General features: G+C 71.1%; 20 protein-coding genes and 1 pseudogene. 6 read left to right on the forward strand and 15 right to left on the reverse strand.

The annotated features are described in order from the left end of the window. Nucleotides 1–753, reverse strand: coding sequence for an MBL fold metallo-hydrolase (locus tag ACGFNH_RS27820; protein ID WP_393658255.1), 753 nt, complete (start codon nucleotides 751–753; stop codon nucleotides 1–3). Nucleotides 754–974: 221 nt separating this feature from the next. Here ACGFNH_RS27820 and ACGFNH_RS27825 point away from each other — a divergent pair, with 221 nt between their 5' ends. Further along, the gene (locus ACGFNH_RS27825; RefSeq protein WP_393658257.1) at nucleotides 975–1,520 is read left to right on the forward strand and encodes a type II toxin-antitoxin system PemK/MazF family toxin; all 546 of its coding nucleotides are present in this window, start codon (nucleotides 975–977) and stop codon (nucleotides 1,518–1,520) included. 155 nt (nucleotides 1,521–1,675) lie between these two features. Here ACGFNH_RS27825 and ACGFNH_RS27830 read toward each other — a convergent pair whose 3' ends face one another. Continuing rightward, nucleotides 1,676–2,713: a LysR family transcriptional regulator gene (locus ACGFNH_RS27830; protein WP_393658259.1), complete on the reverse strand. Its 1,038-nt coding sequence runs from the start codon at nucleotides 2,711–2,713 to the stop codon at nucleotides 1,676–1,678. Nucleotides 2,714–2,996: 283 nt separating this feature from the next. Between ACGFNH_RS27830 and snpA the strand changes: the two genes are divergently transcribed. Next, nucleotides 2,997–3,668: a snapalysin gene (gene snpA / locus ACGFNH_RS27835; RefSeq protein ID WP_393658261.1), complete on the forward strand. Its 672-nt coding sequence runs from the start codon at nucleotides 2,997–2,999 to the stop codon at nucleotides 3,666–3,668. 188 nt (nucleotides 3,669–3,856) lie between these two features. Here snpA and ACGFNH_RS27840 read toward each other — a convergent pair whose 3' ends face one another. From ACGFNH_RS27840 to clpS, 7 genes are all read right to left on the reverse strand, one after another. Continuing rightward, nucleotides 3,857–4,807 (reverse strand): PLP-dependent cysteine synthase family protein, encoded by a 951-nt coding sequence (locus ACGFNH_RS27840; protein WP_393658263.1) that lies wholly within the window; start codon nucleotides 4,805–4,807, stop codon nucleotides 3,857–3,859. After that, the gene (locus ACGFNH_RS27845) at nucleotides 4,807–5,112 is read right to left on the reverse strand and encodes a MoaD/ThiS family protein (RefSeq protein ID WP_393658265.1); all 306 of its coding nucleotides are present in this window, start codon (nucleotides 5,110–5,112) and stop codon (nucleotides 4,807–4,809) included. Before ACGFNH_RS27845 ends, ACGFNH_RS27840 begins: the two co-directional genes overlap by 1 nt. A gap of 146 nt (nucleotides 5,113–5,258) precedes the next feature. Then, a complete protein-coding gene (locus tag ACGFNH_RS27850) occupies nucleotides 5,259–5,369 on the reverse strand; it encodes a putative leader peptide (protein ID WP_393658267.1) in 111 nt (36 codons plus the stop codon). 161 nt (nucleotides 5,370–5,530) lie between these two features. Then, on the reverse strand, nucleotides 5,531–5,956 hold the full coding sequence (locus tag ACGFNH_RS27855; protein WP_393658269.1) for a Mov34/MPN/PAD-1 family protein: 426 nt from the start codon (nucleotides 5,954–5,956) through the stop codon (nucleotides 5,531–5,533). A 131-nt stretch (nucleotides 5,957–6,087) separates the two neighbouring features. Further along, the gene (locus tag ACGFNH_RS27860) at nucleotides 6,088–7,551 is read right to left on the reverse strand and encodes an amino acid permease (RefSeq protein WP_393658271.1); all 1,464 of its coding nucleotides are present in this window, start codon (nucleotides 7,549–7,551) and stop codon (nucleotides 6,088–6,090) included. A 440-nt stretch (nucleotides 7,552–7,991) separates the two neighbouring features. Beyond that, entirely contained in the window at nucleotides 7,992–8,582 is a 591-nt protein-coding gene (locus tag ACGFNH_RS27865; RefSeq protein ID WP_393658273.1) for a DUF2017 domain-containing protein, read from the reverse strand. After that, a complete protein-coding gene (clpS, locus tag ACGFNH_RS27870) occupies nucleotides 8,582–8,893 on the reverse strand; it encodes an ATP-dependent Clp protease adapter ClpS (RefSeq protein WP_393658275.1) in 312 nt (103 codons plus the stop codon). Before clpS ends, ACGFNH_RS27865 begins: the two co-directional genes overlap by 1 nt. 135 nt (nucleotides 8,894–9,028) lie before the next feature. Here clpS and ACGFNH_RS27875 point away from each other — a divergent pair, with 135 nt between their 5' ends. Together ACGFNH_RS27875 and ACGFNH_RS27880 are read left to right on the forward strand one after the other, a co-directional pair. Further along, on the forward strand, nucleotides 9,029–10,357 hold the full coding sequence (locus tag ACGFNH_RS27875) for a nicotinate phosphoribosyltransferase (RefSeq protein WP_393658277.1): 1,329 nt from the start codon (nucleotides 9,029–9,031) through the stop codon (nucleotides 10,355–10,357). A gap of 448 nt (nucleotides 10,358–10,805) precedes the next feature. Next, nucleotides 10,806–11,390 carry an isochorismatase family protein gene (locus tag ACGFNH_RS27880; protein WP_393658279.1) on the forward strand — a complete coding sequence of 195 codons (585 nt, stop codon included), beginning with the start codon at nucleotides 10,806–10,808 and terminating at the stop codon, nucleotides 11,388–11,390. A 262-nt stretch (nucleotides 11,391–11,652) separates the two neighbouring features. Here the strand turns inward: ACGFNH_RS27880 and ACGFNH_RS27885 are convergent. After that, nucleotides 11,653–11,970, reverse strand: a pseudogene (locus tag ACGFNH_RS27885) (hypothetical protein); the annotation flags it as partial. A 127-nt stretch (nucleotides 11,971–12,097) separates the two neighbouring features. Beyond that, nucleotides 12,098–14,449: an immune inhibitor A domain-containing protein gene (locus ACGFNH_RS27890; RefSeq protein ID WP_393658281.1), complete on the reverse strand. Its 2,352-nt coding sequence runs from the start codon at nucleotides 14,447–14,449 to the stop codon at nucleotides 12,098–12,100. Nucleotides 14,450–14,815: 366 nt separating this feature from the next. Here ACGFNH_RS27890 and ACGFNH_RS27895 point away from each other — a divergent pair, with 366 nt between their 5' ends. Further along, the gene (locus ACGFNH_RS27895; RefSeq protein ID WP_393658283.1) at nucleotides 14,816–15,121 is read left to right on the forward strand and encodes a hypothetical protein; all 306 of its coding nucleotides are present in this window, start codon (nucleotides 14,816–14,818) and stop codon (nucleotides 15,119–15,121) included. A gap of 13 nt (nucleotides 15,122–15,134) precedes the next feature. Here ACGFNH_RS27895 and ACGFNH_RS27900 read toward each other — a convergent pair whose 3' ends face one another. The 3 genes from ACGFNH_RS27900 to ACGFNH_RS27910 form a co-directional block, all read right to left on the reverse strand. Next, nucleotides 15,135–15,854 carry an RDD family protein gene (locus ACGFNH_RS27900; RefSeq protein WP_393658285.1) on the reverse strand — a complete coding sequence of 240 codons (720 nt, stop codon included), beginning with the start codon at nucleotides 15,852–15,854 and terminating at the stop codon, nucleotides 15,135–15,137. A gap of 66 nt (nucleotides 15,855–15,920) precedes the next feature. Next, on the reverse strand, nucleotides 15,921–17,837 hold the full coding sequence (locus ACGFNH_RS27905; RefSeq protein WP_393658287.1) for an RDD family protein: 1,917 nt from the start codon (nucleotides 17,835–17,837) through the stop codon (nucleotides 15,921–15,923). 256 nt (nucleotides 17,838–18,093) lie between these two features. Further along, nucleotides 18,094–18,501, reverse strand: a complete 408-nt coding sequence (locus tag ACGFNH_RS27910) for a DoxX family protein (RefSeq protein WP_393658289.1) — start codon at nucleotides 18,499–18,501, stop codon at nucleotides 18,094–18,096. Between the two features lie 197 nt (nucleotides 18,502–18,698). On the opposite strand from ACGFNH_RS27910, the gene ACGFNH_RS27915 reads away from it, so the two are divergent. Then, nucleotides 18,699–19,046 (forward strand): STAS domain-containing protein, encoded by a 348-nt coding sequence (locus ACGFNH_RS27915; protein WP_393658291.1) that lies wholly within the window; start codon nucleotides 18,699–18,701, stop codon nucleotides 19,044–19,046. On the opposite strand, the gene ACGFNH_RS27920 is transcribed toward ACGFNH_RS27915, so the two are convergent. Then, nucleotides 18,984–19,988, reverse strand: a complete 1,005-nt coding sequence (locus ACGFNH_RS27920; RefSeq protein ID WP_393658293.1) for a sigma-70 family RNA polymerase sigma factor — start codon at nucleotides 19,986–19,988, stop codon at nucleotides 18,984–18,986. The genes ACGFNH_RS27915 and ACGFNH_RS27920 overlap by 63 nt on opposite strands. Nucleotides 19,989–20,054: the final 66 nt, after the last annotated feature.

Here is a 20,054-nt window from a genome sequence, read left to right on the forward strand (position 1 = left end):
CTAGATCTCGTAGACCGCGCCGGCGCGGGCGAGTTCCACGGGCCCGTCGAAGACCTCGCGGGCGTCCCGCAGGTTGATCCGGGGGTCGGTCCACGGCGGGATGTGGGTCAGCACCATCCGCTCGACGCGCGCAGCTCGGGCGGACTCGCCGGCCTGCCGTCCGTTGAGGTGCAGTTCGGGCACGTCCTCCTTGCCGTGGGTGAAGGACGCCTCGCACAGGTAGAGGTCCGCGCCCTCGGCGAGGGAGTCGAGGGCGGCGCAGGGGCCGGTGTCCCCGGAGTAGGTCAGGACGCGGCCGCCGTGCTCGAGCCGGAATCCGAACGCCTCGACGGGGTGGCACACCCGGTCCGTGCGGACGGTGAAGGGGCCGAGGCGGAAGGCGCCGGGCTCCAGGGTGCGGAAGTCGAAGACCTCGCTCATCGACTTCTCGGAGGGCACATCGTCGTACGCGGTGGTCAGCCGCTGCTCGGTGCCCTCGGGGCCGTAGACCGGGAGGGCCTCGGCGCGGCCGCCGTCGTGGCGGTAGTAGCGGGCGACGAAGTACCCGCACATGTCGATGCAGTGATCCGCGTGGAGATGGCTGAGGATCACCGCGTCGAGGTCGTAGAGACCGCAGTGGCGCTGTAGCTCGCCGAGGGCTCCGTTGCCCATGTCGAGGAGCAGCCGGAAGCCGTCGGCTTCGATGAGGTAGCTCGAACAGGCCGAGTCCGCGGACGGGAACGACCCTGAGCAGCCGACGACGGTGAGCTTCATCAAGCAGAAACCTCCGAGGCTGGGCCCCCGTCTCGGGAGACCCGGGGGACGGTCCGGGGCGGGCGTGCGGTGGGCACGGGTGAGCGCTTGCGGTCCGTCGAGCGTAAGGCGCGAATCGGGTGGTCGCCCCTCCACGGAGTGGTGTTGTGGGGGAACTCACCCATTGCTTCACCGGTACGGGGGGCGCCACCGCTCTGTGTTTCGAAGGTACGGTGCTGCGCGTGAACACGACGTGGTGGTGGGCGCTGGGCGCGGTGGTCGTGGTGATCGCACTGATCGCGTCGCTGGTGGACGGGTGGGGCCGGAGCGACCGGGGGCCGCGGCGGAAGCCGCGCGGAGCCAGGCCGCCCGGCGCGGGCGGTGGCCGGCCGCGCGGGCGCGGTGACCGCAGGCCGCCGGCGCGGCCCGGCCGGCGGGAACCCGGGAAGCGGACGCCGGGGAAGCGGACGCCGGGGAGCGGGCCGCGGCCGGGCGAGATCTGGTGGGCGGAGGTGCCGTACGAGGACGGGCCGGGGTCCAAGGACCGGCCGTGCCTGGTGCTGGCCCTGCGCGGGGAGAGCGCACTGGTCGCGAAGATCACCAGCCAGGAGCGGGAGGGCCGGGCCGGGGTGATCGCCCTGCCCGACGGGACCGTCGGGGACGCGGCCGGACGGCGCAGCTATCTGGAGACGGAGGAGCTGCGGGAGGTACGGATCGGGGGGTTCCGGCGGCATGTGGGAGCGGTGGACCGGACGGTCTGGGCACGCGTACGTCACCTCTCGCGCTGATTCACGCCTGCTCACGCCTGTTCATGCCTGCTCACGCCGGTCTCCGCGGGGCGGGGCGGGGGCCCGCAGGCGCCGGGACCCACGTGGTGGCGGCGACCCGGCGGATGCGCCCGTGGAGCACCCGGCGGCCTCGGCGTCCGGTGCCGGGGGCGGTGTCAGGTACCGCGCGCCACGCGGGACTGGGGCGGGAGTTGGAAGGCCTCCAGGGGCGGCCGCGGGGGTGCGGGGTCACCGGCGCCGTGCAGGAGCGGGCTGTTGTGGCGCATGAGCCACTGCCGGTACGCCGGGCTCGCCCAGGCCGCCTCGACGTAGGACTGCTCCAGCTCGCGATGGAGCATCGCGATGTCGGTGACCGCGGCGGCACCCGGCCGGGCGATCAGCAACAGGCGTACGGCCAGCGGGTCGTCGGCGAGCGGGAGGATCGTCATGCCCGCCCGTGAGCGCGAGGTCGGCTGGCACGGGCTCACCGTCTCGCCCGACACCACCAGGTCCGCGGCCGTGGTGATGTCCCGTACGGCAACGGTGCGGGGTTCGCATCCCAGGGTGGCGAACGCGCGGCGCAGAGCGGCGTACTCGTCGTCCGCGGCCGGGTCGACGATCCAGCTGTCCGTCACCAGGTCGGCCAGCCGTACCGAGGAGCGGCCGGCCCGCGGGTGCTCCGTGGACACGGCGACGAACTGCGGCTCCCGTTCCACCACGACGCGCTGGTCGAGGCCGGGGGGCACACGGAGCGGGAAGAACTCCGGCTCGTGCACGAACGCGACGTCGAGCTGGTTCGTCGCGAGCATCTCCAGCAGGGCGTTGGACGACACCTCTATGTGGATCGTGGTGTCGGTGTCGGAAAGCCGGTCGCGGACCCGGCGGAGCCAGCCGACGACCGCCCGGCTGGCGGTACTTCCGATGCGCAGGCGCGAGGTTCCCCCGCCGACCGCCGCGTCCTGGGCGGCGCTCATCAAGGCGCTCATCTCGGCGACTATCGGGCGGGCGCGTGACAGCACGGAGCGCCCCAGCGGCGTCGGCCGGCTGCCGGTCCGCTCGCGGGTGAACAGCGTGCCGCCGACGGCCTTCTCGATGCGGCGGAGCTGGGTCGTCAGGGAGGGCTGTGTCATGCCCAACTGCACCGCGGCTTTGCGCACGCTGCCGGCATCGGCAATCGCGCACAGTGCTCGCAGGTGCCTCACATCGAGCTCCACGCCCGGAGAATAACGGCGTTTCAGCTCTCCAGGCCAGACCTACAAAGGCTGCGAAATCCGGTATTGCCCCCATGAATCTGCGATCAGACGTTATGTCTCGGTGGATGGTCAATTCGGTGGGAAATGAAGGGGGATTGGCTGACGCTATCGGGAGTTGGCATCATCCCGCACAGCCGGAAACGCCCCGAGACTCTGAGTACCCAGATGTTCTCCGTACGGCCCTCCGTCGCTCACCCAGGCGACTCAACGGGGCCTGTTCGGAAATCGATTGGAGACTCCCCCCATGAATCGCTCCAAGATATTCGGGACGACAGCCCTCGGGCTCGGGCTGCTCGCCTCGATGGCCGTGGTGCCGGCATCGGCCGCCGACTCCACGGCGGACGCCCGTTCCGCCGAGCGCCACGCCGCGTCGATCGCGGCCTACTCGGGCTCGGCCGAGGACCAGGCCAACACGCGGGCGTTCTTCGAAGCCGTGATCAAGTCGGCGAAGGCCAAGCAGAAGGCCACCGGCAGCGCGGCGGTCACGGTGACCTACGACGCGAGCGCGGCGCCGACCTTCGCATCGGAGATCGCGAACAGCACCTCGGTCTGGAACTCCTCCGTCAGCAACGTCCAGTTGCAGGAGGGCGGAAACGCCGACTTCACCTACCGCGAGGGCAACGACCCCCGCGGTTCGTACGCCAGCACCGACGGCCACGGTCACGGCTACATCTTCATGGACTACGCGCAGAACCAGGAGTACGACTCCGACCGCGTCGCCTCCCACGAGACCGGGCACGTGCTGGGCCTGCCCGACCACTACGAGGGCCCGTGCTCGGAGCTGATGTCCGGAGGCGGCCCCGGCCCCTCCTGCACCAACGACAGCCCGGACGCCAACGAGTCGGCCTCGGTCGACCAGTTGTGGGCCAACGGCTTCAAGGGCCTCAACAAGTCCGAGCTGGTGACCGCTCGCTGAGGTGAGCACCCGGTGAGGTGACCGCTCCCCGAGCGGTCACCTCCGCCAGGACGTGGTAACCGCCCTACCCCCACAGGGGCGGTTGCCGCCCCGGCCCCCAGCGGGGGCCGGTCGCCGCGGACGGCGGCGGGAAAGGGACGGAGGGGTCGACGGAATCCTGGCCGGGTCGGGCCGGGCCTCTTCGGGGCTCAGGCCCAGAGCTGGCCCTGGAGGGCCTCCACCGCGGCTTCGGTGGATTCGGCCGTGTAGATGCCCGTCGACAGGTACTTCCAGCCGCCGTCCGCGACGACGACCACGATGTCCGCGGGCTCTCCCGCCTTGACGGCCTTGCGGCCCACACCGATCGCCGCGTGGAGCGCCGCCCCCGTGGAGACGCCCGCGAAGATGCCCTCCTGCTGGAGGAGTTCGCGCGTCCGGCGCACCGCGTCCTCGGAGCCGACCGAGAAGCGGGTCGTGAGGACCGACGCGTCGTACAGCTCGGGGACGAAGCCCTCGTCGAGGTTCCGCAGTCCGTAGACCAGGTCGTCGTAGCGGGGCTCGGCGGCGACGATGCCGACATCCGGCTTGTGCTCGCGCAGATACCGCCCGACGCCCATCAGGGTGCCGGTGGTGCCGAGGCCGGCGACGAAGTGCGTGATGGAGGGCAGGTCGGCGAGGATCTCCGGGCCGGTGGTCGCGTAGTGTGCGCCCGCGTTGGCCGGGTTGCCGTACTGGTAGAGCATCACCCAGTCCGGGTGCTCGGCCGCGAGCTCCTTCGCGACCCGTACGGCCGTGTTGGAGCCGCCGGCCGCCGGGGAGGGGACGATCTCGGCGCCCCACATGGCGAGCAGTTGCCGCCGCTCCTCGGAGGTGTTCTCGGGCATGACGCAGACGATGCGATAGCCCTTGAGCCTGGCCGCCATCGCCAGCGAGATGCCCGTGTTGCCGGACGTCGGTTCGAGGATGGTGCAGCCGGCGGTCAGCCGGCCGTCCTTCTCCGCCTGCTCGATCATGTGGAGCGCGGGCCGGTCCTTGATCGAGCCCGTGGGGTTGCGGTCCTCCAGCTTGGCCCAGATCCGTACGTCCTCGGACGGGGACAGCTTCGGCAGGCGGACGAGCGGGGTGTTGCCGACCGCTGCCAGGTGGGAGTCGTACCGCATCAGTGCCGTCCGGTGGGGCCCAGGTACGCGGCGGAGCCGCCGGCGACCGCCGGCAGGATCGTGACGTTGTCGCCGTCGCTCAGCTCGGTGCCGATCCCCTCGAGGAAGCGCACGTCCTCGTCGTTGAGGTAGACGTTGACGAAGCGGCGCAGCTCGCCTCCGTCGACCAGGCGCTCGCGGATGCCGGCGTGCCGGGCCTCGAGGTCGGCGAAGAGCTCATCGATGGTGGCGCCGCTGGCCTGGACCGCCTTCTGGCCGTCGGTGTAGGTGCGGAGGATGGTCGGGATGCGGACCTCGATGGCCATGTGCGGGCTCCTGTCGGGATAAGGCGAAGGGCGGGCGCGCGGCGTCGTCCTGCGCCGGCGGCGGGAGGGAGGTGCGGGGTGGTGCGGCGGTGCGAAAGCGGTACGTGCCCGGCGGCCCGTACGGGCCCGCGGCGGGCGGTCGTGCGTCAGGCGGCGGTGCGCGGACACATGGCGCTGGCGAGGCGGCACAGGTCGACGTGCAGCCGCGCCACGAGCAGGGTGCCCGGCGTCTTCTCGCTCACGTCTTCCACAACCATGGGCTCATCGTAACGATTCCCCGTCCAGTCTCCGGGACCCGGTCCCACGATGCGGACGTCTTCTTGGACACTGCGTCGGCGGTTCCCCGACGCAGGGTCCCGGACCCGAAGGTTCCGCTCAGGGCTTTCCCGGCTCTCCGGGCGATGCCGCGGCTGCCCGCTCAGTAGGCCGGGACGACCGTGACCTCTTCCTCCGCGACCTCGCCGTCCACGATCCGGAAGGACCGGAACTGCACCGGGCCCTCCTCGTGGCCGCACTCCGCGGTCGAGACGAGGACGTAGTGCGCTTCCGGCTCGTTGGCGTAGGAGATGTCCGTACGGGAGGGGTAGGCCTCGGTGGCCGTGTGCGAGTGGTAGATCACCACCGGCTCCTCGTCCCGGTCGTCCATCTCCCGGTACAGCTTGAGCAGGTCGGTCGAGTCGAACTCGTAGAACGTCGGCGAGCGGGCCGCGTTGAGCATCGGGATGAACCGCTCCGGGCGGCCGGAGCCGGCCGGGCCCGCGATGACGCCGCACGCCTCGTCGGGATGGTCGGCGCGGGCGTGCGCCACGATCCGGTCGTGGAGGTCCTGGGTGATGGTGAGCATGGCCAAAGGATAGGAGGGGTGGCGCGAAGCGCCTCGGCCCAGGGTGGCGGCGGGCGGCGGGCAGGCACGAGGCGGCCTCCGGATACCGATCCGGAGGCCGCCTGTGGGACGCGCGTCGGGGCGCGGCCCGGTCACTTCGGGACGGACTCGGCCTTCCGCTGCTCGACCGGGGCCGCGACCTGCGGGTTGCGGGCCTTGACGACCAGCCAGCCGATGGCGAGGCAGAACGCCCAGCCGGCGCCGACGTACAGGGAGACACGGGCCTCCGAGTCGTACGCGATCAGGCCGGTCACGAAGATCAGCGAGGCGAGCGCCACATAGCTGAAGAGCGAACCGCCCGGCGCCGGGAAGGAGGAGCTGGGCAGACGGCCCGCCTTGACCCCCCGCCGGTAGCGGATGTGGCTGACGAGGATCATCATCCAGGTCCAGATACCGGCGGCGGTGGCCACGGAGGTGACGTAGCCGAACGCCTTCTCCGGGACGACGTAGTTGAGGACCACGCCGATGCCCATGAGGGCGACCGAGACGGTGATGCCGATGGCCGGGGTCTTACGGGCGTTGAGCTTGCCGAAGGCCTTCGGGGCCTCGCTGTTGGACGCCAGGTCGCGCAGCATCCGGCCGGTGGAGTACATGCCGGAGTTGCAGGACGACAGGGCCGCGGTGAGGACGACGAAGTTGATGATGCCCGCCGCGAGCGGGATGCCCATCTTCTCGAAGCCGTGCACGAACGGGCTCTCACCGGCGGAGAACTCGGTCCACTTGATCACCGAGAGCAGGACGACCAGGGCACCGACGTAGAAGACGATGATGCGCCAGGGCAGGGTGTTGATCGCCTTGGGGAGCGTCTTCTCCGGGTTCTCGGACTCGCCCGCGGTGACGCCGACGAGCTCGACGGCCAGGTAGGCGAACATGACGCCCTGCAGGGTCATCAGGCTGGAGCCGACACCGTTCGGAAAGATGCCGTGGTGGGCCCAGAGGTTGCTGGCGGCGGCGGTGTCACCGGCGTCGGAGAAGCCGAGGGTGAGTACGCCGAGACCGATCACGATCATGCCGATGATGGCGGTGACCTTGATCATCGAGAACCAGAACTCGACCTCACCGAAAATCTTCACCGAGATCAGGTTCACACCGAACAGCACGACCAGAAAGACCAGCGCACTGACCCACTGCGGGATCTCCGGGAACCAGAAGTGGATATAGATCGCGGCGGCCGTGAGTTCGGCCATGCCGGTCACGACCCACATCAGCCAATACGTCCAGCCGGTCGCATAGCCGAAGAACGGGCCGAGGAACTCGCGGGCGTATTCCGCGAAGCTGCCGGAAACCGGCCTGTAGAGGAGCAGCTCACCGAGTGCTCGCATGATGAAGAAAATGACGACGCCCGCGAGGGCGTACATCAGGATGATGCTCGGGCCGGCCTTGGCGATATTCGCCCCGGCACCCATGAAGAGACCGACGCCGATGGCGCCGCCGATGGCGATCATCTGGACCTGGCGACTGCCAAGTCCCCGCTGGTAGCCCTCTTCAGGGGTGTGGCCCGCGGCCCCACTGCCGTCAGCGTTGTTGTCATCTCGCGCGACCTGCACTGAGGTCATGATGCTGCGCCTTTCTCCACGCCCGACCGGCCTCTCGGCTCGGATCGGGTCCCGACCCCCCGGAAATGGATGGAGTTGCATACCGGCGATCAGCCGGCTCAGCACCCCTGCCAGGACAGGGGTGTTGTCCCGGCAGGCGTCGTGCAGGTTTATCACGCGCCGAACGGTGGTTCGGGGAGACTTCCGTGGCGTGAATCACAAGAAGAAGCGGACATAAAACGCAACCGCCCCTCAAGAACACGGGGGCGGTTGCTGGATCGTTATCCGGATCTGAGTGTCCGTTGAGCGAACGCAAAATGGACGTTCCTCAATCAGTTTGCATGAGCGCGACATCCGAAAGGCCACCGGGGGCCCGCCCGGCGCCGCAACCGGAGCCGCAACGGGTGCCGCGACGTGAATGCCGTCACGTCCCGGCACGGCAGTCCCGCGCCCTCGCGGCGCTACGCCATCAGCGTTTCCACGAGGGACTCCTGGAGCCCGCCGAGCCAGAGGTACGCCATCACCATCGGCTTGCGCGGATCGGAGTCCGGCAGCCGGTACAGCTCGTTGTTGTCGTCGTCGTCCGCGACCTCGAGCCGGGTCCCGATGGTCAGCCGCAGGTCGTTGAGCGCGCCCAGCCAGCGCCGGGACTCGTCCGGGCCGAGCTTGAGCACCGCGCCGCCGTCCCCGGCCGGCGTGAGGGCGTCCAGGGAGCGGACGACACCGAGCGCGTCGTCGCGCTTGCGCGCCCGCAGGTCGTTCTCGGTGTACCGGCGGAACTCGGCCGCGAACTCCAGGGTCTCCTCGTCGGGCTTGGCCTCAGGGCCGCCGTACGCATCGGGGAAGAGCCGGGCCAGCGCGGGGTCGGCGGGCGGCTCGCTCGGCCCCTCGGAGAGGATCGCGGCGAGCGGATCCCCGCCCTCGGCGGGCTGGTCACCGGCGCCGACGAGCTCCATCAACTGCACGGCCAGGCTGCGCAGGATGGCGATCTCGACCTCGTCCAGCGCCACGGCGGCCCCGCCACCCGGGACGGCCTCGAATTGCCCCGCCATCAGCGGTCCTGCTGCAGAGTCGCCCACAGCCCGTAGCCGTGCATCGCCTGAACGTCGCGCTCCATCTCCTCGCGGGTGCCCTGCGAGACGACGGCGCGGCCCTTGTGGTGAACGTCGAGCATCAACTTGTGGGCCTTGTCCTTGGGGTAGCCGAAGTACGCCTGGAAGACGTACGTCACATAGCTCATGAGGTTGACCGGGTCGTTGTGCACCAGGGTGATCCAGGGGACGTCGGGCTCCGGCACGACGGAGGGTGCTTCGCTCGACTCGGGGCGCTCGATCTCGACGGGGGCGACACTCACGCGTTCCATGCTGCCACCCGGGGAGGGTCATCGCCTAAACCGCTGCCCGGCGTCCCGGGCCGGGATGCCGGGCCCGGAAGGGGGTTCGAAGTGCACCCGAGGGGAAATCGTCAAAGTGACGAGTATTGGGGGTACGATCCTGCCATGAACACAGCGGACCTGCGCCTGCCGGTGGATGTGCCGTCGACCGCCCTCTTCACCGACCACTACGAACTGACCATGCTGCAAGCCGCGCTGCGGTCGGGCTCGGCGAGCCGGCGGTCCGTCTTCGAAGTCTTCACCCGCCGGCTGCCCACGGGCCGCCGCTACGGCGTCGTGACCGGTACGGGGCGTGTCCTGGACGCCGTGGAGAACTTCCGCTTCGAGGACGACGTCCTGGAGTTCCTGCGCGACCAGCGGATCGTCGACGAGCCCACGGTCGCCTGGCTCGCGGACTACCGCTTCCGCGGCGACATCTGGGGCTACCCGGAGGGCGAGGTGTACTTCCCCGGCTCCCCCCTCCTGCGCGTCGAGGGCAGCTTCGCCGAGGCCGTCCTGCTGGAGACGGTGATCCTCTCGATCCTCAATCACGACTCCGCGGTCGCCGCCGCGGCCTCCCGCATGGGCGTCGCGGCGGGCGAGCGGCCGCTGATCGAGATGGGCGCGCGCCGTACGCACGAGCTCGCAGCGGTGGCCGCCTCCCGCGCGGCGTACGTCGGCGGCTTCTCCTCCACCTCCGACCTCGCGGCGGGCTTCCGCTACGGCATCCCCACCGTGGGCACCAGCGCCCACGCCTTCACGCTGCTGCACGACAGCGAGCGGGACGCCTTCACCGCGCAGGTCGCCTCGCTCGGCCGGGGCACGACGCTGCTGGTGGACACCTACGACGTGGCCGAGGCCGTACGGCTGGCGGTGGAGATCGCCGGCCCGGAACTGGGCGCCGTACGGATCGACTCCGGCGACCTGCTGCTGGTGGCCCACCGGGTGCGGCAGCAGCTCGACGACCTGGGCGCGGAGAACACCCGGATCGTGGTGACCAGCGACCTCGACGAGTACGCGATCGCCTCGCTCGCCGCGGCCCCTGTGGACGCGTACGGGGTCGGCACCCAACTGGTCACCGGCAGCGGCCAACCGACCTGTTCGATGGTCTACAAGCTGGTGGCGCGGGCGGAGTCGGACGCACCGGACGCACCGCTCGTGCCGGTGGCGAAGAAGTCGCTGGGCGGCAAGACGTCGATCGGCGGCCGCAAGTGGGCCGCGCGGCGCAAGGACGAGCACGGTGTGGCCGAGGCGGAGGTCCTCGGCACGGGCGAGGTCCCGCCGGAGCTCGCCGACGACCTGCTCCTGGTGGAACTCGTACGCGACGGCCGCGTCGTGGGCCGCGAGCCGCTGGACGCGGCGCGCGACCGCCATGTCGAGGCGCGGGGGAACCTGCCGCTGTCGGCGATGCAACTCTCCCGCGGGGAGCCGGTGCTGCCCACGGAGTACCTGTAGCGGCGGATGCTGCCGCGTCCGCCGCGGCAGCGCGGTGCGGGGGGCGCCGACCTGAGACCACCATGAGCGCTTCAATCACGAAATGTCCACACGGTAGGGCGACTTCGCCCGCGGACGGATCCCGGCGCTGCGGCGAATGGATCCCGACGCCGCATCGGAAGAAGGCCGCCGCGGCCCAACGATCCTGCCGCGGCGGGACGTTACGGCCCCGGGAAGGGCCGCCGGTGGCGGACGCGCCGCCTGGGATCCCTGCACGCCGGCGGGAAGAATGGGGCCTCGGCACCGCCGGGCCGCGCCGGTTCGGTCCCACCCGCAGCGGGAAGAAAGAGGCGGTCCGCAGTCTTGGGGGCGTGGGAGGCGACCCTCTCCCGTGCGGTGTCGCCAGTCCCTACCCTCGGGTGGCGGGGTTCCCCGCACCCCGCCGCTCACCAGCCGGAAGGCATGCGTCATGCAACGGGCACTCATCGTCGTCGATGTGCAGAACGACTTCTGCGAGGGCGGCAGCCTCGCTGTCGAGGGAGGCGCGGACGTCGCCGCCGCGATCACGGACATGGTCGCGCAGACGCATACCGACTACCGCCATGTCGTCGCGACCCGCGACTTCCACATGGACCCGGGCCACCACTTCTCCGAGACTCCGGACTACGTGGACAGCTGGCCCCCGCACTGCATAGCGGGCACCGAAGGCAGCAGCTTCCACCCGAACGTCGCGCCCGCCATAGCCTCCGGGGCCATCGAGGCGGTCTTCTCCAAGGGCGCGTACGCCGCGGCGTACAGCGGCTTCGAGGGCACGGACGAGCACGGCATCTCGCTCGCCGACTGGCTTCGGGCCCGCGGCGTGACCGTGATCGATGTGGTCGGCATCGCGACGGATCACTGTGTACGAGCCACCGCGCTGGACGGCGTACGGGAGGGGTTCGCCGTGCATGTGCTGCTCGACCTGACCGCAGGTGTGTCGGACATCACAACCCAGAAGGCGCTCGACGAGCTGCGCGCGGCGGGCGTGGAGCTCAGCGGCAAGCCGGTCGTCTGACCCTCGCGCCTGGCCGGCCGCACCCGGCGCGAGCCGCCCGCTGAGGCCCCGCGAAGCCGAGCCGGGGCCGTGGGGCCGCGCGAGCGCCGCGAGGCCCGGGGCGGGGGCGTGGGCCGCCTCAGGACTACAGCGCCGCCGACCACTCGGCCAGGATGCCCTCCCAGGCCCACGTGGAGGCCGGGCCCGTGGGGATGTGGTCCGGCAGCGGGCTCACCGGGGGGCGGGCCGGGGTCCGGGACTGGGGCTGCGCCTGGGGCGGGGGCCGCAGGAGCGTGCGGATGGGGTGCCATGACTCGGTGTCGTCGTCCAGTGACGCCTTCCACACCAGCCCGTCCGGATGGTGCAGCACGGCGGTGACCTCGTCGGGCGTCGGCGGCTCCGCGTTCCCCCGCAGGTAGACCGCCCGCAGGCCGAGGTTCCGGAGCCTGGTCAGGGCGCGTGCGCGGTTCGCGGCGTGCACGAGCACGCGGACCCGGGCAGCGTCCCGGACGCCCTCACAGGGCGCCTTCTGGGGACGCGGCAACGACAGCGCGACAACCACGCTGCCGCCCGGAAGCTTGACGAATCCTCCACCGGCCATTGCCCTCGGATCTCCCCCGTTGAGACGTTGTGTCAATAAGAAAGCTTGCCAGAGCATCTAAACGCGAACGGCCGCCGCCCGCTAGAGGGCGGCGGCCGAATGCGCTCTGACCTGCGAAGATAACGATTTACTTCGCTGAGGGCCCGACCCGGAGGATCATGAGGGAGCCGTCACGGGCCTCCTTGAGGATCTTGATCCGGGTGTTGGTGTCAGTAACCTTGACACCCGCCGTCGGGTTCGACTCGTCGTAGTAGTCGCCCGCGCGGTCGTCGAAGACGGAGACGCCCTTCTTCGACTTGACCTTGGCGGCCTTGCCGTCGTTGTGGAGCGTGAACCCGTCGGTGCCGTAGCGGCTGAACGGCGAGTCGTACGCCTGGATGCGGTTGCGCATCAGGGTGCCGTCCGCCCACTTCTCCTGCTTCGGGTGCGCGTCGACCGGAAGGATCAGACCCTCACCCGGGTGCACGCCCACGTTGTTGTCCGCCTGGGAGGTGTCCCACAGCCAGAGGGCGAGGCCGTTCTGGTACGGGTAGTGCTCCACCCAGTTGGGGCGCTTGGTGGCGTAACCGAAGTTGTACGGGCCGGTCTTGAGGGTCTTGTCGTACGAGACGTACTGCCGGTTCTCCGCGATGTAGTACTGCGGGTAGTCCTTGGTGAAGGACTCGCCGATGCGCGAGAAGCCCTTCGCCGTCCAGCCGTTGTCGTCGCCCTCGGCGCCGTCCTTGAACAGCTCCTTGCCGTCCGCCGTCACCGCGATCTCGTCCGCCGCGAAGCCCAGCTGGGCCGCGCCGCCGTCCGTCTGGTAGCGGAAGCGGATGTCGATCTTCTTGCCCGCGTAGGCGTCCAGCGGGAAGACGAGCTTCTTGTACTTCTCGGAGACACCGGTCAGGGCCGGCTTGTCACCGCCGTCGCGCGGGATGGCCTTGCCGTCGGCGGTGCCGTCGACCGGGGTCCAGCTCGCGCCGCCGTCCGCCGAGACCTCGGCGTAGAGGTAGTCGTAGCCCTCCTCGATGTCCCACCAGCCGTTGAGCGCGAGTTCGGCCTTGGACTTGCCGGTGAGGTCGACCGGACGGCTGAGGGTGTTCTTCAGGTCGTCGCCCATGTCGCTCCACCACTGCTTCGAGCCCGCGGCGGGCTTGGCGATGGTGGTGGTCTTCGACTTGACCGGGAGCTCGACGACGAGACCCTGCTTCAGCTTGGTGTTGTACTCGGCCACGCCCAGCGCGTGCGTGGACTTCTTGCCGGCCTTGGCCTTGTCGTACTTGAGCCAGCCGAGCTGCAGCTTGTCCCAGGCGGTCATGTCGCCCGGCAGGTCGCCGATCTCGTTCTTGCCGGTGCCGAGCCAGGAGCCCGAGGACATCAGCGACCAGAAGCCGACGGACGACTCGCCCTTGCCGGTCGTGTCGTAGAGGTCCGGCAGACCGAGGTCGTGGCCGTACTCGTGGGCGAAGACACCGAGGCCGCCGTTCTCCGGCTGCATGGTGTAGTCACCGACCCAGATGCCGGTGTCGCCGATCTGGGCGCCACCCGCCTGGTTGTCCGCGGGGCCGGTCTTGCCGGCGTCGGTGCCGTACGCGTACCAGCGGTGCGCCCACAGCGCGGTCTCGCCCTGGACACCGCCGCCCGCCGACTCGTCCTCGCCCGCGTGGACGATCTGGAAGTGGTCGATGTAGCCGTCGGACTCGTTGAAGTTGCCGTCGCCGTCGAAGTCGTAGCGGTCCCAGGCGTCGTACTTCGCCAGCTGCGCCTTGATCTGCTCCGGGGTCTTGCCTGCGGCCTTCTGGTCCGCGGCCCACTGGTTGACGCCGTCGCGCACCGCGTCCCAGACGTTGGGGCAGTTGGTGTCACCGCAGTAGTTCGAGCCGTAACGGGCCTCGTTCCACTTGACCTTGACCCAGTCCGCGACCTCGCCGTCGACCGAGTAGCGGCCCGAGGACTGCTTCTCGTAGTACTTCTTCAGCGACTGCTTCTTCTTCGCCTTCGAGAAGTACATGTCCTCGAAGTACTTGCGGTTGTAGTCCTTGCGCCAGGCCGTGCTGTTGTCGTCGGCACGGTCCGGCTCGGCTATCTCGTTGTGAGCAGGGCCGGGCTTGCCGCCGTACTTCACGACGGGCGGCTTGGGACCGGAGCCGTCGGGGTCGAACGTGGTCGAGTCGTCGACCTTGTCGCCGAACTCCACGAGGATCGTGAAGATCTTGTCGGTCTTCTCACGGCCGAGCTCGACGTACTTGTTCTTGCCGAGCTTCACGACCTGGGAAGCGCCGCGCTTCTCGGCCTTCGCATCCCCGGCGAGCACGCGCTGGAGCGCGTCTTCGCGCTGCGCCTCCTGGCGGTCGCTGAACGGACCCTTCAGGTCGTGCTCGACATCCTGCTTCGCGGGCGCCGGGTCGCGACGCTCGATGTCCGCGGGCCGGTCCTCCGCCTGTGCGGCGCCGACCGTCAGCGCGGCCGCACCGATCGCGGCGACCGCTGTCACCATGGCGGCGGATCTTATGGCCCGCCGTCCGCTTCTCGCGTTCTTCACTTGTTGTTGCCCTCCCCGATTGCTGCGTGGTCAGGGGGCATTGGACCGGAGACTGGGCAGAAAAAACAGATCTTGACTTGCACACGCCAGGCGGGTACGTTATCTGGCTTATGCCTTCCGGTATCCGGAAGGCCGCGGACGGGGCGGCCCGTCACACCTGCTCACCCGCCCAACGGGCGCGTCCGTCTCGGCAGTTGGAATGCCGAATGACTCCATGCGCCCCCTGTGCACCGGTGGCGTGGGTAAGGTCACGCTTACCGTCGGTTAGCCTCGGGCAGACAGCACTCATACCCTGCATCAGCCCCGAGGACGGAACCCGCCATGCCGCGTCCGACCGCAGCACAGCTCGCCTACGGTTCGGCCACCGTGGTCTTCTCGACCCTGGCCATGCTCCTGCTCTCCCAGACCCGTTCGGGGTTCGGGGTGACGGTGATCGCCTTCACCGGGCTGGCCCTCGGACTCCTGGTCGCCCTGACGGTCCCCGCACCCCGCACGGCACGCCCCCGGCCCTCCTCCGCCGAACAACGCGGTGAGCGGCTCGGCGCGTCGGTGCCACGGGCCCGAACCCGTTCCGGCTCCGGCTCCGGCTCCGGCTCCCGTGTCGAGGAGCACTCGCTGCACCACTGAGCCCTCCCGCCCGCTACTGCACTTCCACGACAACGGTCTTGGCCGCCTTGTCGTGCAGACACTGGCGGTACGGCCGGTCCCAGGTGCACCACAACACGTTGACCAGCCAGAAGATGAAGCCGCAACAGGGCACGATCTCCGGCACGGTGTAGACGCAGGCGCGGATCCAGCCCGGTGCGCCCCGGGGCACGGACCCGTCCTCGAGCATGGCGACCCGGATGTTCATCAGCTTCTTGCCGACGGTCTGCCCGAAGCGCGTCAGCATCAGCCCCTCGTAGATGAGGTACACCAGCAGGGACACGCCCTGGACCGCGGCCTGCCGGCCCGAGTCGTCGGTGTCCGTGGGGTCGTACCCGCCCACGGCGAAGTACATGATGAGCCCGACCGGGACGAAGATGATCAGGGCGTCGATGATGCGGGCGACCAGGCGTTTGCCCCGGTTCGCCAACGGCGGCATCCCCGCGAGCGGATCGGCGCCGTACGGTGAACCGCCGTACGGCTCCTGCCCGTACGGCCCCTGGCCGTAGGGGCCGCCCGCGCCGGGCGGCGGCGGAGCGCTCCACGAGCCCTGGCCCGGAGGAGGCGCGGAACCGTCACCGGGCGGGGGCGGCGGCGCCTTGTCGTACGGCGATCCCCCTCCGGCACCGGAACCGGGAGCGTCCTGCGGGCGCTTGCGGAACGGGTCGTCCTCCGGCGGCTCGCCGGAACCCGGTGGCGGCTGATCGGTACTCATGCGCACCAGTCGACCCCCGCTCGACCGCGGCCGCAGCCCGGAAGGAGCCGTTCGGGCGACCGTCGCTCAACCGGCCGAGGCGCTCCCGCCCGTGCCCGCCACGAAGCTGCCTGCCACCTTGTCGTGCCAGCACTGGCGCCACGGCCGGTCGAACAGGCACCACAGCACGTTGACGACGCCGACGGCGAGCACACCGAGGACGCTGTAGAGCAGCCAGCGGCGGAGGGCGGCGCCGAAGCCGAGGGCTTCGTGGGACTCGATGCCCAGCACCGTGATCCCGCACAGCCGCTTGCCCAGCGTCCGGCCCCACTTGGCCGTGGGCAGCACCTCGTACAGCACGCCGCCGAGGAGCAGCACTGCGAGGACGATGCCGAGATGGACGGCGGTGGTGCCGTCGACCAGCCAGACCGTGACGGTCTCCCCGCTCAGTTCGGCCTGCTCGATCTTGTCGTCGATGTGGTCCGACGCCTTGGTCCACAGCGGCACGGCGGCGGCCGCGACGGCGCCGCCCAGCAGCAATGTGTCGATCAGCCGGGCGGCGAGCCGGCGGCCGAGGGAGGCCGGGCGGACGGACGCCTGGGCCTGCGCCGCTTGCAGGAACGGATCGTCGACCGGGGGCCGCCAGGGGATGACCGGTTCGGACGCTTCCGAACCGCCGCTCTCGGGCTGCGCGAGCCGGAGCGCCTGCTGCGGCCACGAGGCCTGACCGCCACCGGGGCCCTGGGTGACGGGACCGGCCGGGCCGGGCGAAGAAGGCTGCGGGGCCTGGGTGTTGGGGGGCGCGGCGGCTGTGGCGGGGCCGGGCGCGGGGGTGTTCGGGGCGGGCGCCTGGGCGTTCGGGCCCGGCACCTGGGCCTGCGCCGGGCCGTGGGATGACTGCGCCGCCGCCGGGCCGGGCTGAGCCGGAATGCCGCCGCCCGGAGTGCCGGTCCGCCGGGCGCGGCGGATGGCCATGGTGCCGTCGGTTCGCCCGTCGGACGCCTGGGAACCCGCGGACGGGCCGGGAGTGGCCCGGATCGTCATCGTCCCGTCCTGCGGGGCCTGCACCGGGTCGGACCGGTCCGTACGCCCGGACTGCCCCGGGGCCGAGCCGCCGTCCCGCGCCGGGGGCACCGAGGGCGTCCCGCGGTCGGCACCCGGCCGTACGGCGCGGATCGCCATCGTGCCGTCCGCCTCCGCCTCGCCGCCCGCCGCCGGACCCGTGGCAGGCGGCGCGGAGGCGGAGTCGGCGCCCGCGTCGGTGCGCAGGGCAAGCCGTCCGTCGGTTCGGGGGCGGTCGCCCTCGGCCGCCGGTCCGCGGTCGCTTTCGCGGTCGCGTTCGACGGAGGACCGCCCGCCCCCGAGGTCCACGCTGCCCGGCGTACCGCCCTCACCGGACGCGGCTCCGCCACCCGTACGCGGATCGCCCGCGCCCGTACACGGGTCGGCGCCGCCCGTTCGCGGGTCGCCGGTACGCGGGTCGCCCTCGGACGGGTTCGCGCCCCAGGAGACCTGGCCCCGGTCGCTCATGCCCGTCTGGCGCGAGGCGTCCGCGCCCCAGGCGGAGGCGGGTTCGGGGCGCGAGCCGTGCAGGCGCTGGGGGTCGCTCCAGTCGATCCCCTCGGAGGACTGTGCGTCCATCGCGCCGCGCGGCCTCAACTCGGGGAGCGCGGACCCCGGTCCGGCCTGCGGTCCCCCGCCGCCACCCGCCTCGTCGACGAACACCGGCCCCCGCTCCTCCGGTCCCGGCTCAGGGGAGGCGGACGGCGCCCCGCCGGGCGGACCCGGCATGGCCTCGCCGTCGGCCGGGGCCGGCCGGCTCGTCCCCGGGACCCACGCGGCACCGTTCCAGTACCGGATGTAACCGGGAATGGACGGGTCGGGGTAGAAGCCGGGGGCGGGGCTGCCTCCGGCAGATCCTGAGGTAGGGGCGCTCATAGACCGTGTCCCGTCGTATCTGCTCTTGCCGTGCTGTGCGGTTGGCAGGAGCAGTCTGCCGCACATGCACGGTGGGGTGTACTGGGCTCCGTCACCGCCCGCGGTCCTGCGCACGCGGGCCGGAGCGCACCGTCCACACATACCAGACCCGGGAGGGGGCCCGAGTCCGTCGTGCGGCCCGGTCTCCTTCCGCATACCCACCCGGTCCCGCCCCGAACGGCGCGGCCCGCCCGGCGCACCGCGGCGGCGCGCGATTCCCGGGCAGGAGCCTCAACTCCCGCCCGGGACAGGGGAGATCGCCGGGCCGCGATCGTGCCGCGCCTCAGGCCGCCCGGCCCGCCACGCGTCGCAGGAGTTCCGCGGTGCGCTCGCGCCGCGCCCAGGCGATGCAGGCGACCGGTACGGCCGCGATGACCGGGACGAGGACGCCCTCACCGTCGAGCACGACGATGTGCGTGATTGTGGCGCCCGCCATCAGGGCGAGGAACGCCGACGCGGCCAGGCCGGCCAGCGCGGGGATCAGCAGGGCGACCGCACCCGCCAACTCCAGGCCGCCGATGAGGTACATGAACCCGTCACCGAAGCCGATCTTGTCGAAGGTCTCCCTCACCTCGTCCTGGCCCATGAGCTTGGGGACGGCGCTGAGGGCGAAGAAGAGGGCGGCGGCGATCTCCAGGACCCGTACGGCGATGTGCGTACGTCGCGGTGTCGTTGCTGTCGCATCGGTCATCGTGGGCTCCTCCGGTGGCGTTCACGTTCCTGCGTGCTGGTGAGGAGTTGGACGGCACGCCGGCGCAGAACTCATCGGTGCCGCATTCCCGCATCCCGCGGGCCGGGCGGCGATGAGTTCGGTGCCGCCGCCGGGTCTCCACTAGGGAAGACCACGACGGGAGGCAGGCTTTGGCCGGTCCGGATGAAGAGCCCACGGTGGGGACGATCGTCCTCGCCCTTGACGGTCCGATCACGGCCGCTCATGTGCCCTGGCTGTGCGAGCGCCTCGGGGTGCTCCTGCGGGGCAGTGACGCCGAGACGGTGACCCTGGACGTGGGCACGCTCGTCGCACCGGACGTGCTCACGCTGGAGGCCCTGGCACGGCTGCAGCTCACCGCACGGCGCATGGGCCGCCGTATCCGGCTGCGTCACGCCGGCGACGAGCTGCGCTGCCTGCTGGCCGCCTCGGGCCTGGCCGAGGTCCTGCCCGTGTGCCCGGTGTTACGGGTCGAGCCGGGGCGGCAGGCCGAACAGCGGGAAGAGCCGGGCGGTGTCGAGGAATGAATTCAGCCCGGAGATGCGGCCGTCCGACACCTCGATCACCTGCAGGGCCCACGGTTCGTGGCCGCCGTTCACCGCGTCCGGACGGTACTGGCCGAAGGCCGGTGAGCCGTTCGCCGTGACCCCGAGGAGCCGCGAGCCGCGGCAGCCGTGGCCGGGGCCTGTGAGCCACTCCAGGATGTCGGGGTGGCCGCGCAGCCACAGCTCGTACGGCGGCATGGACAGGGTCGCGTCCTCGTGGAGCAGCGAGGTGAGCGAGTCGAGGTCGTAGCGCTCGAAGGCGTCGACGTAGCGGGCGAGCAGCGCCCGCTGCTCCTCGTCCATCGGCCTGGCCGTGTCGGTGGACGCGATGTCGCTGGAGGCGATGGTGGCGCGCGCCCGCTGCAGTGCGCTGTTGACCGAGGCGACGGTGGTGTCCAGCAGTTCGGCGACCTCGCTCGCCTTCCACGCCAGCACCTCGCGCAGGATCAGCACGGCCCGCTGCCGGGGCGCCAGATGCTGCAGCGCAGCGATGAACGCCAGCCGCACCGACTCGCGGGCCACGGCTACCTCGGCCGGGTCGCCGGCCGTCGGGAGCATGCGGCTGTCGGGCATCGGCTCGATCCAGGTGACCTCCGGCAGGGCGGGGCCCAGCGGGGACGCGGCCGTCTGCGGGGAGGAGAGGTCCATGGGGCGGGTGCGCCGCTCCTTGCCGCCCAGGATGTCCAGGCAGACGTTGGTCGCGATGCGGTAGAGCCAGGACCGGAGGGCGGAGCGGCCCTCGAAACGGTCGTACGCCTTCCAGGCCCGCACCATGGTCTCCTGCACGGCGTCCTCGGCCTCGAAGGCCGAGCCGAGCATGCGATAGCAGTAGCCGGTCAGTTCCGTCCGGTGCTGCTCCAGGCGGAGCTCCACGTCGTCGGAACCGCGCGTCGCGGTGTCTTGTGCGGGAACGGATTCACTCATGCGAGGGCCCCTGTCGATCTCCGGCCGCGGCCCCGACTGGGCGCACCGGCCTCTTCAACCGCCTCA

This window comes from Streptomyces sp. NPDC048639 (genome assembly GCF_043199075.1).
In the GTDB taxonomy this organism is placed as follows: Bacteria; Actinomycetota; Actinomycetes; order Streptomycetales; family Streptomycetaceae; genus Streptomyces.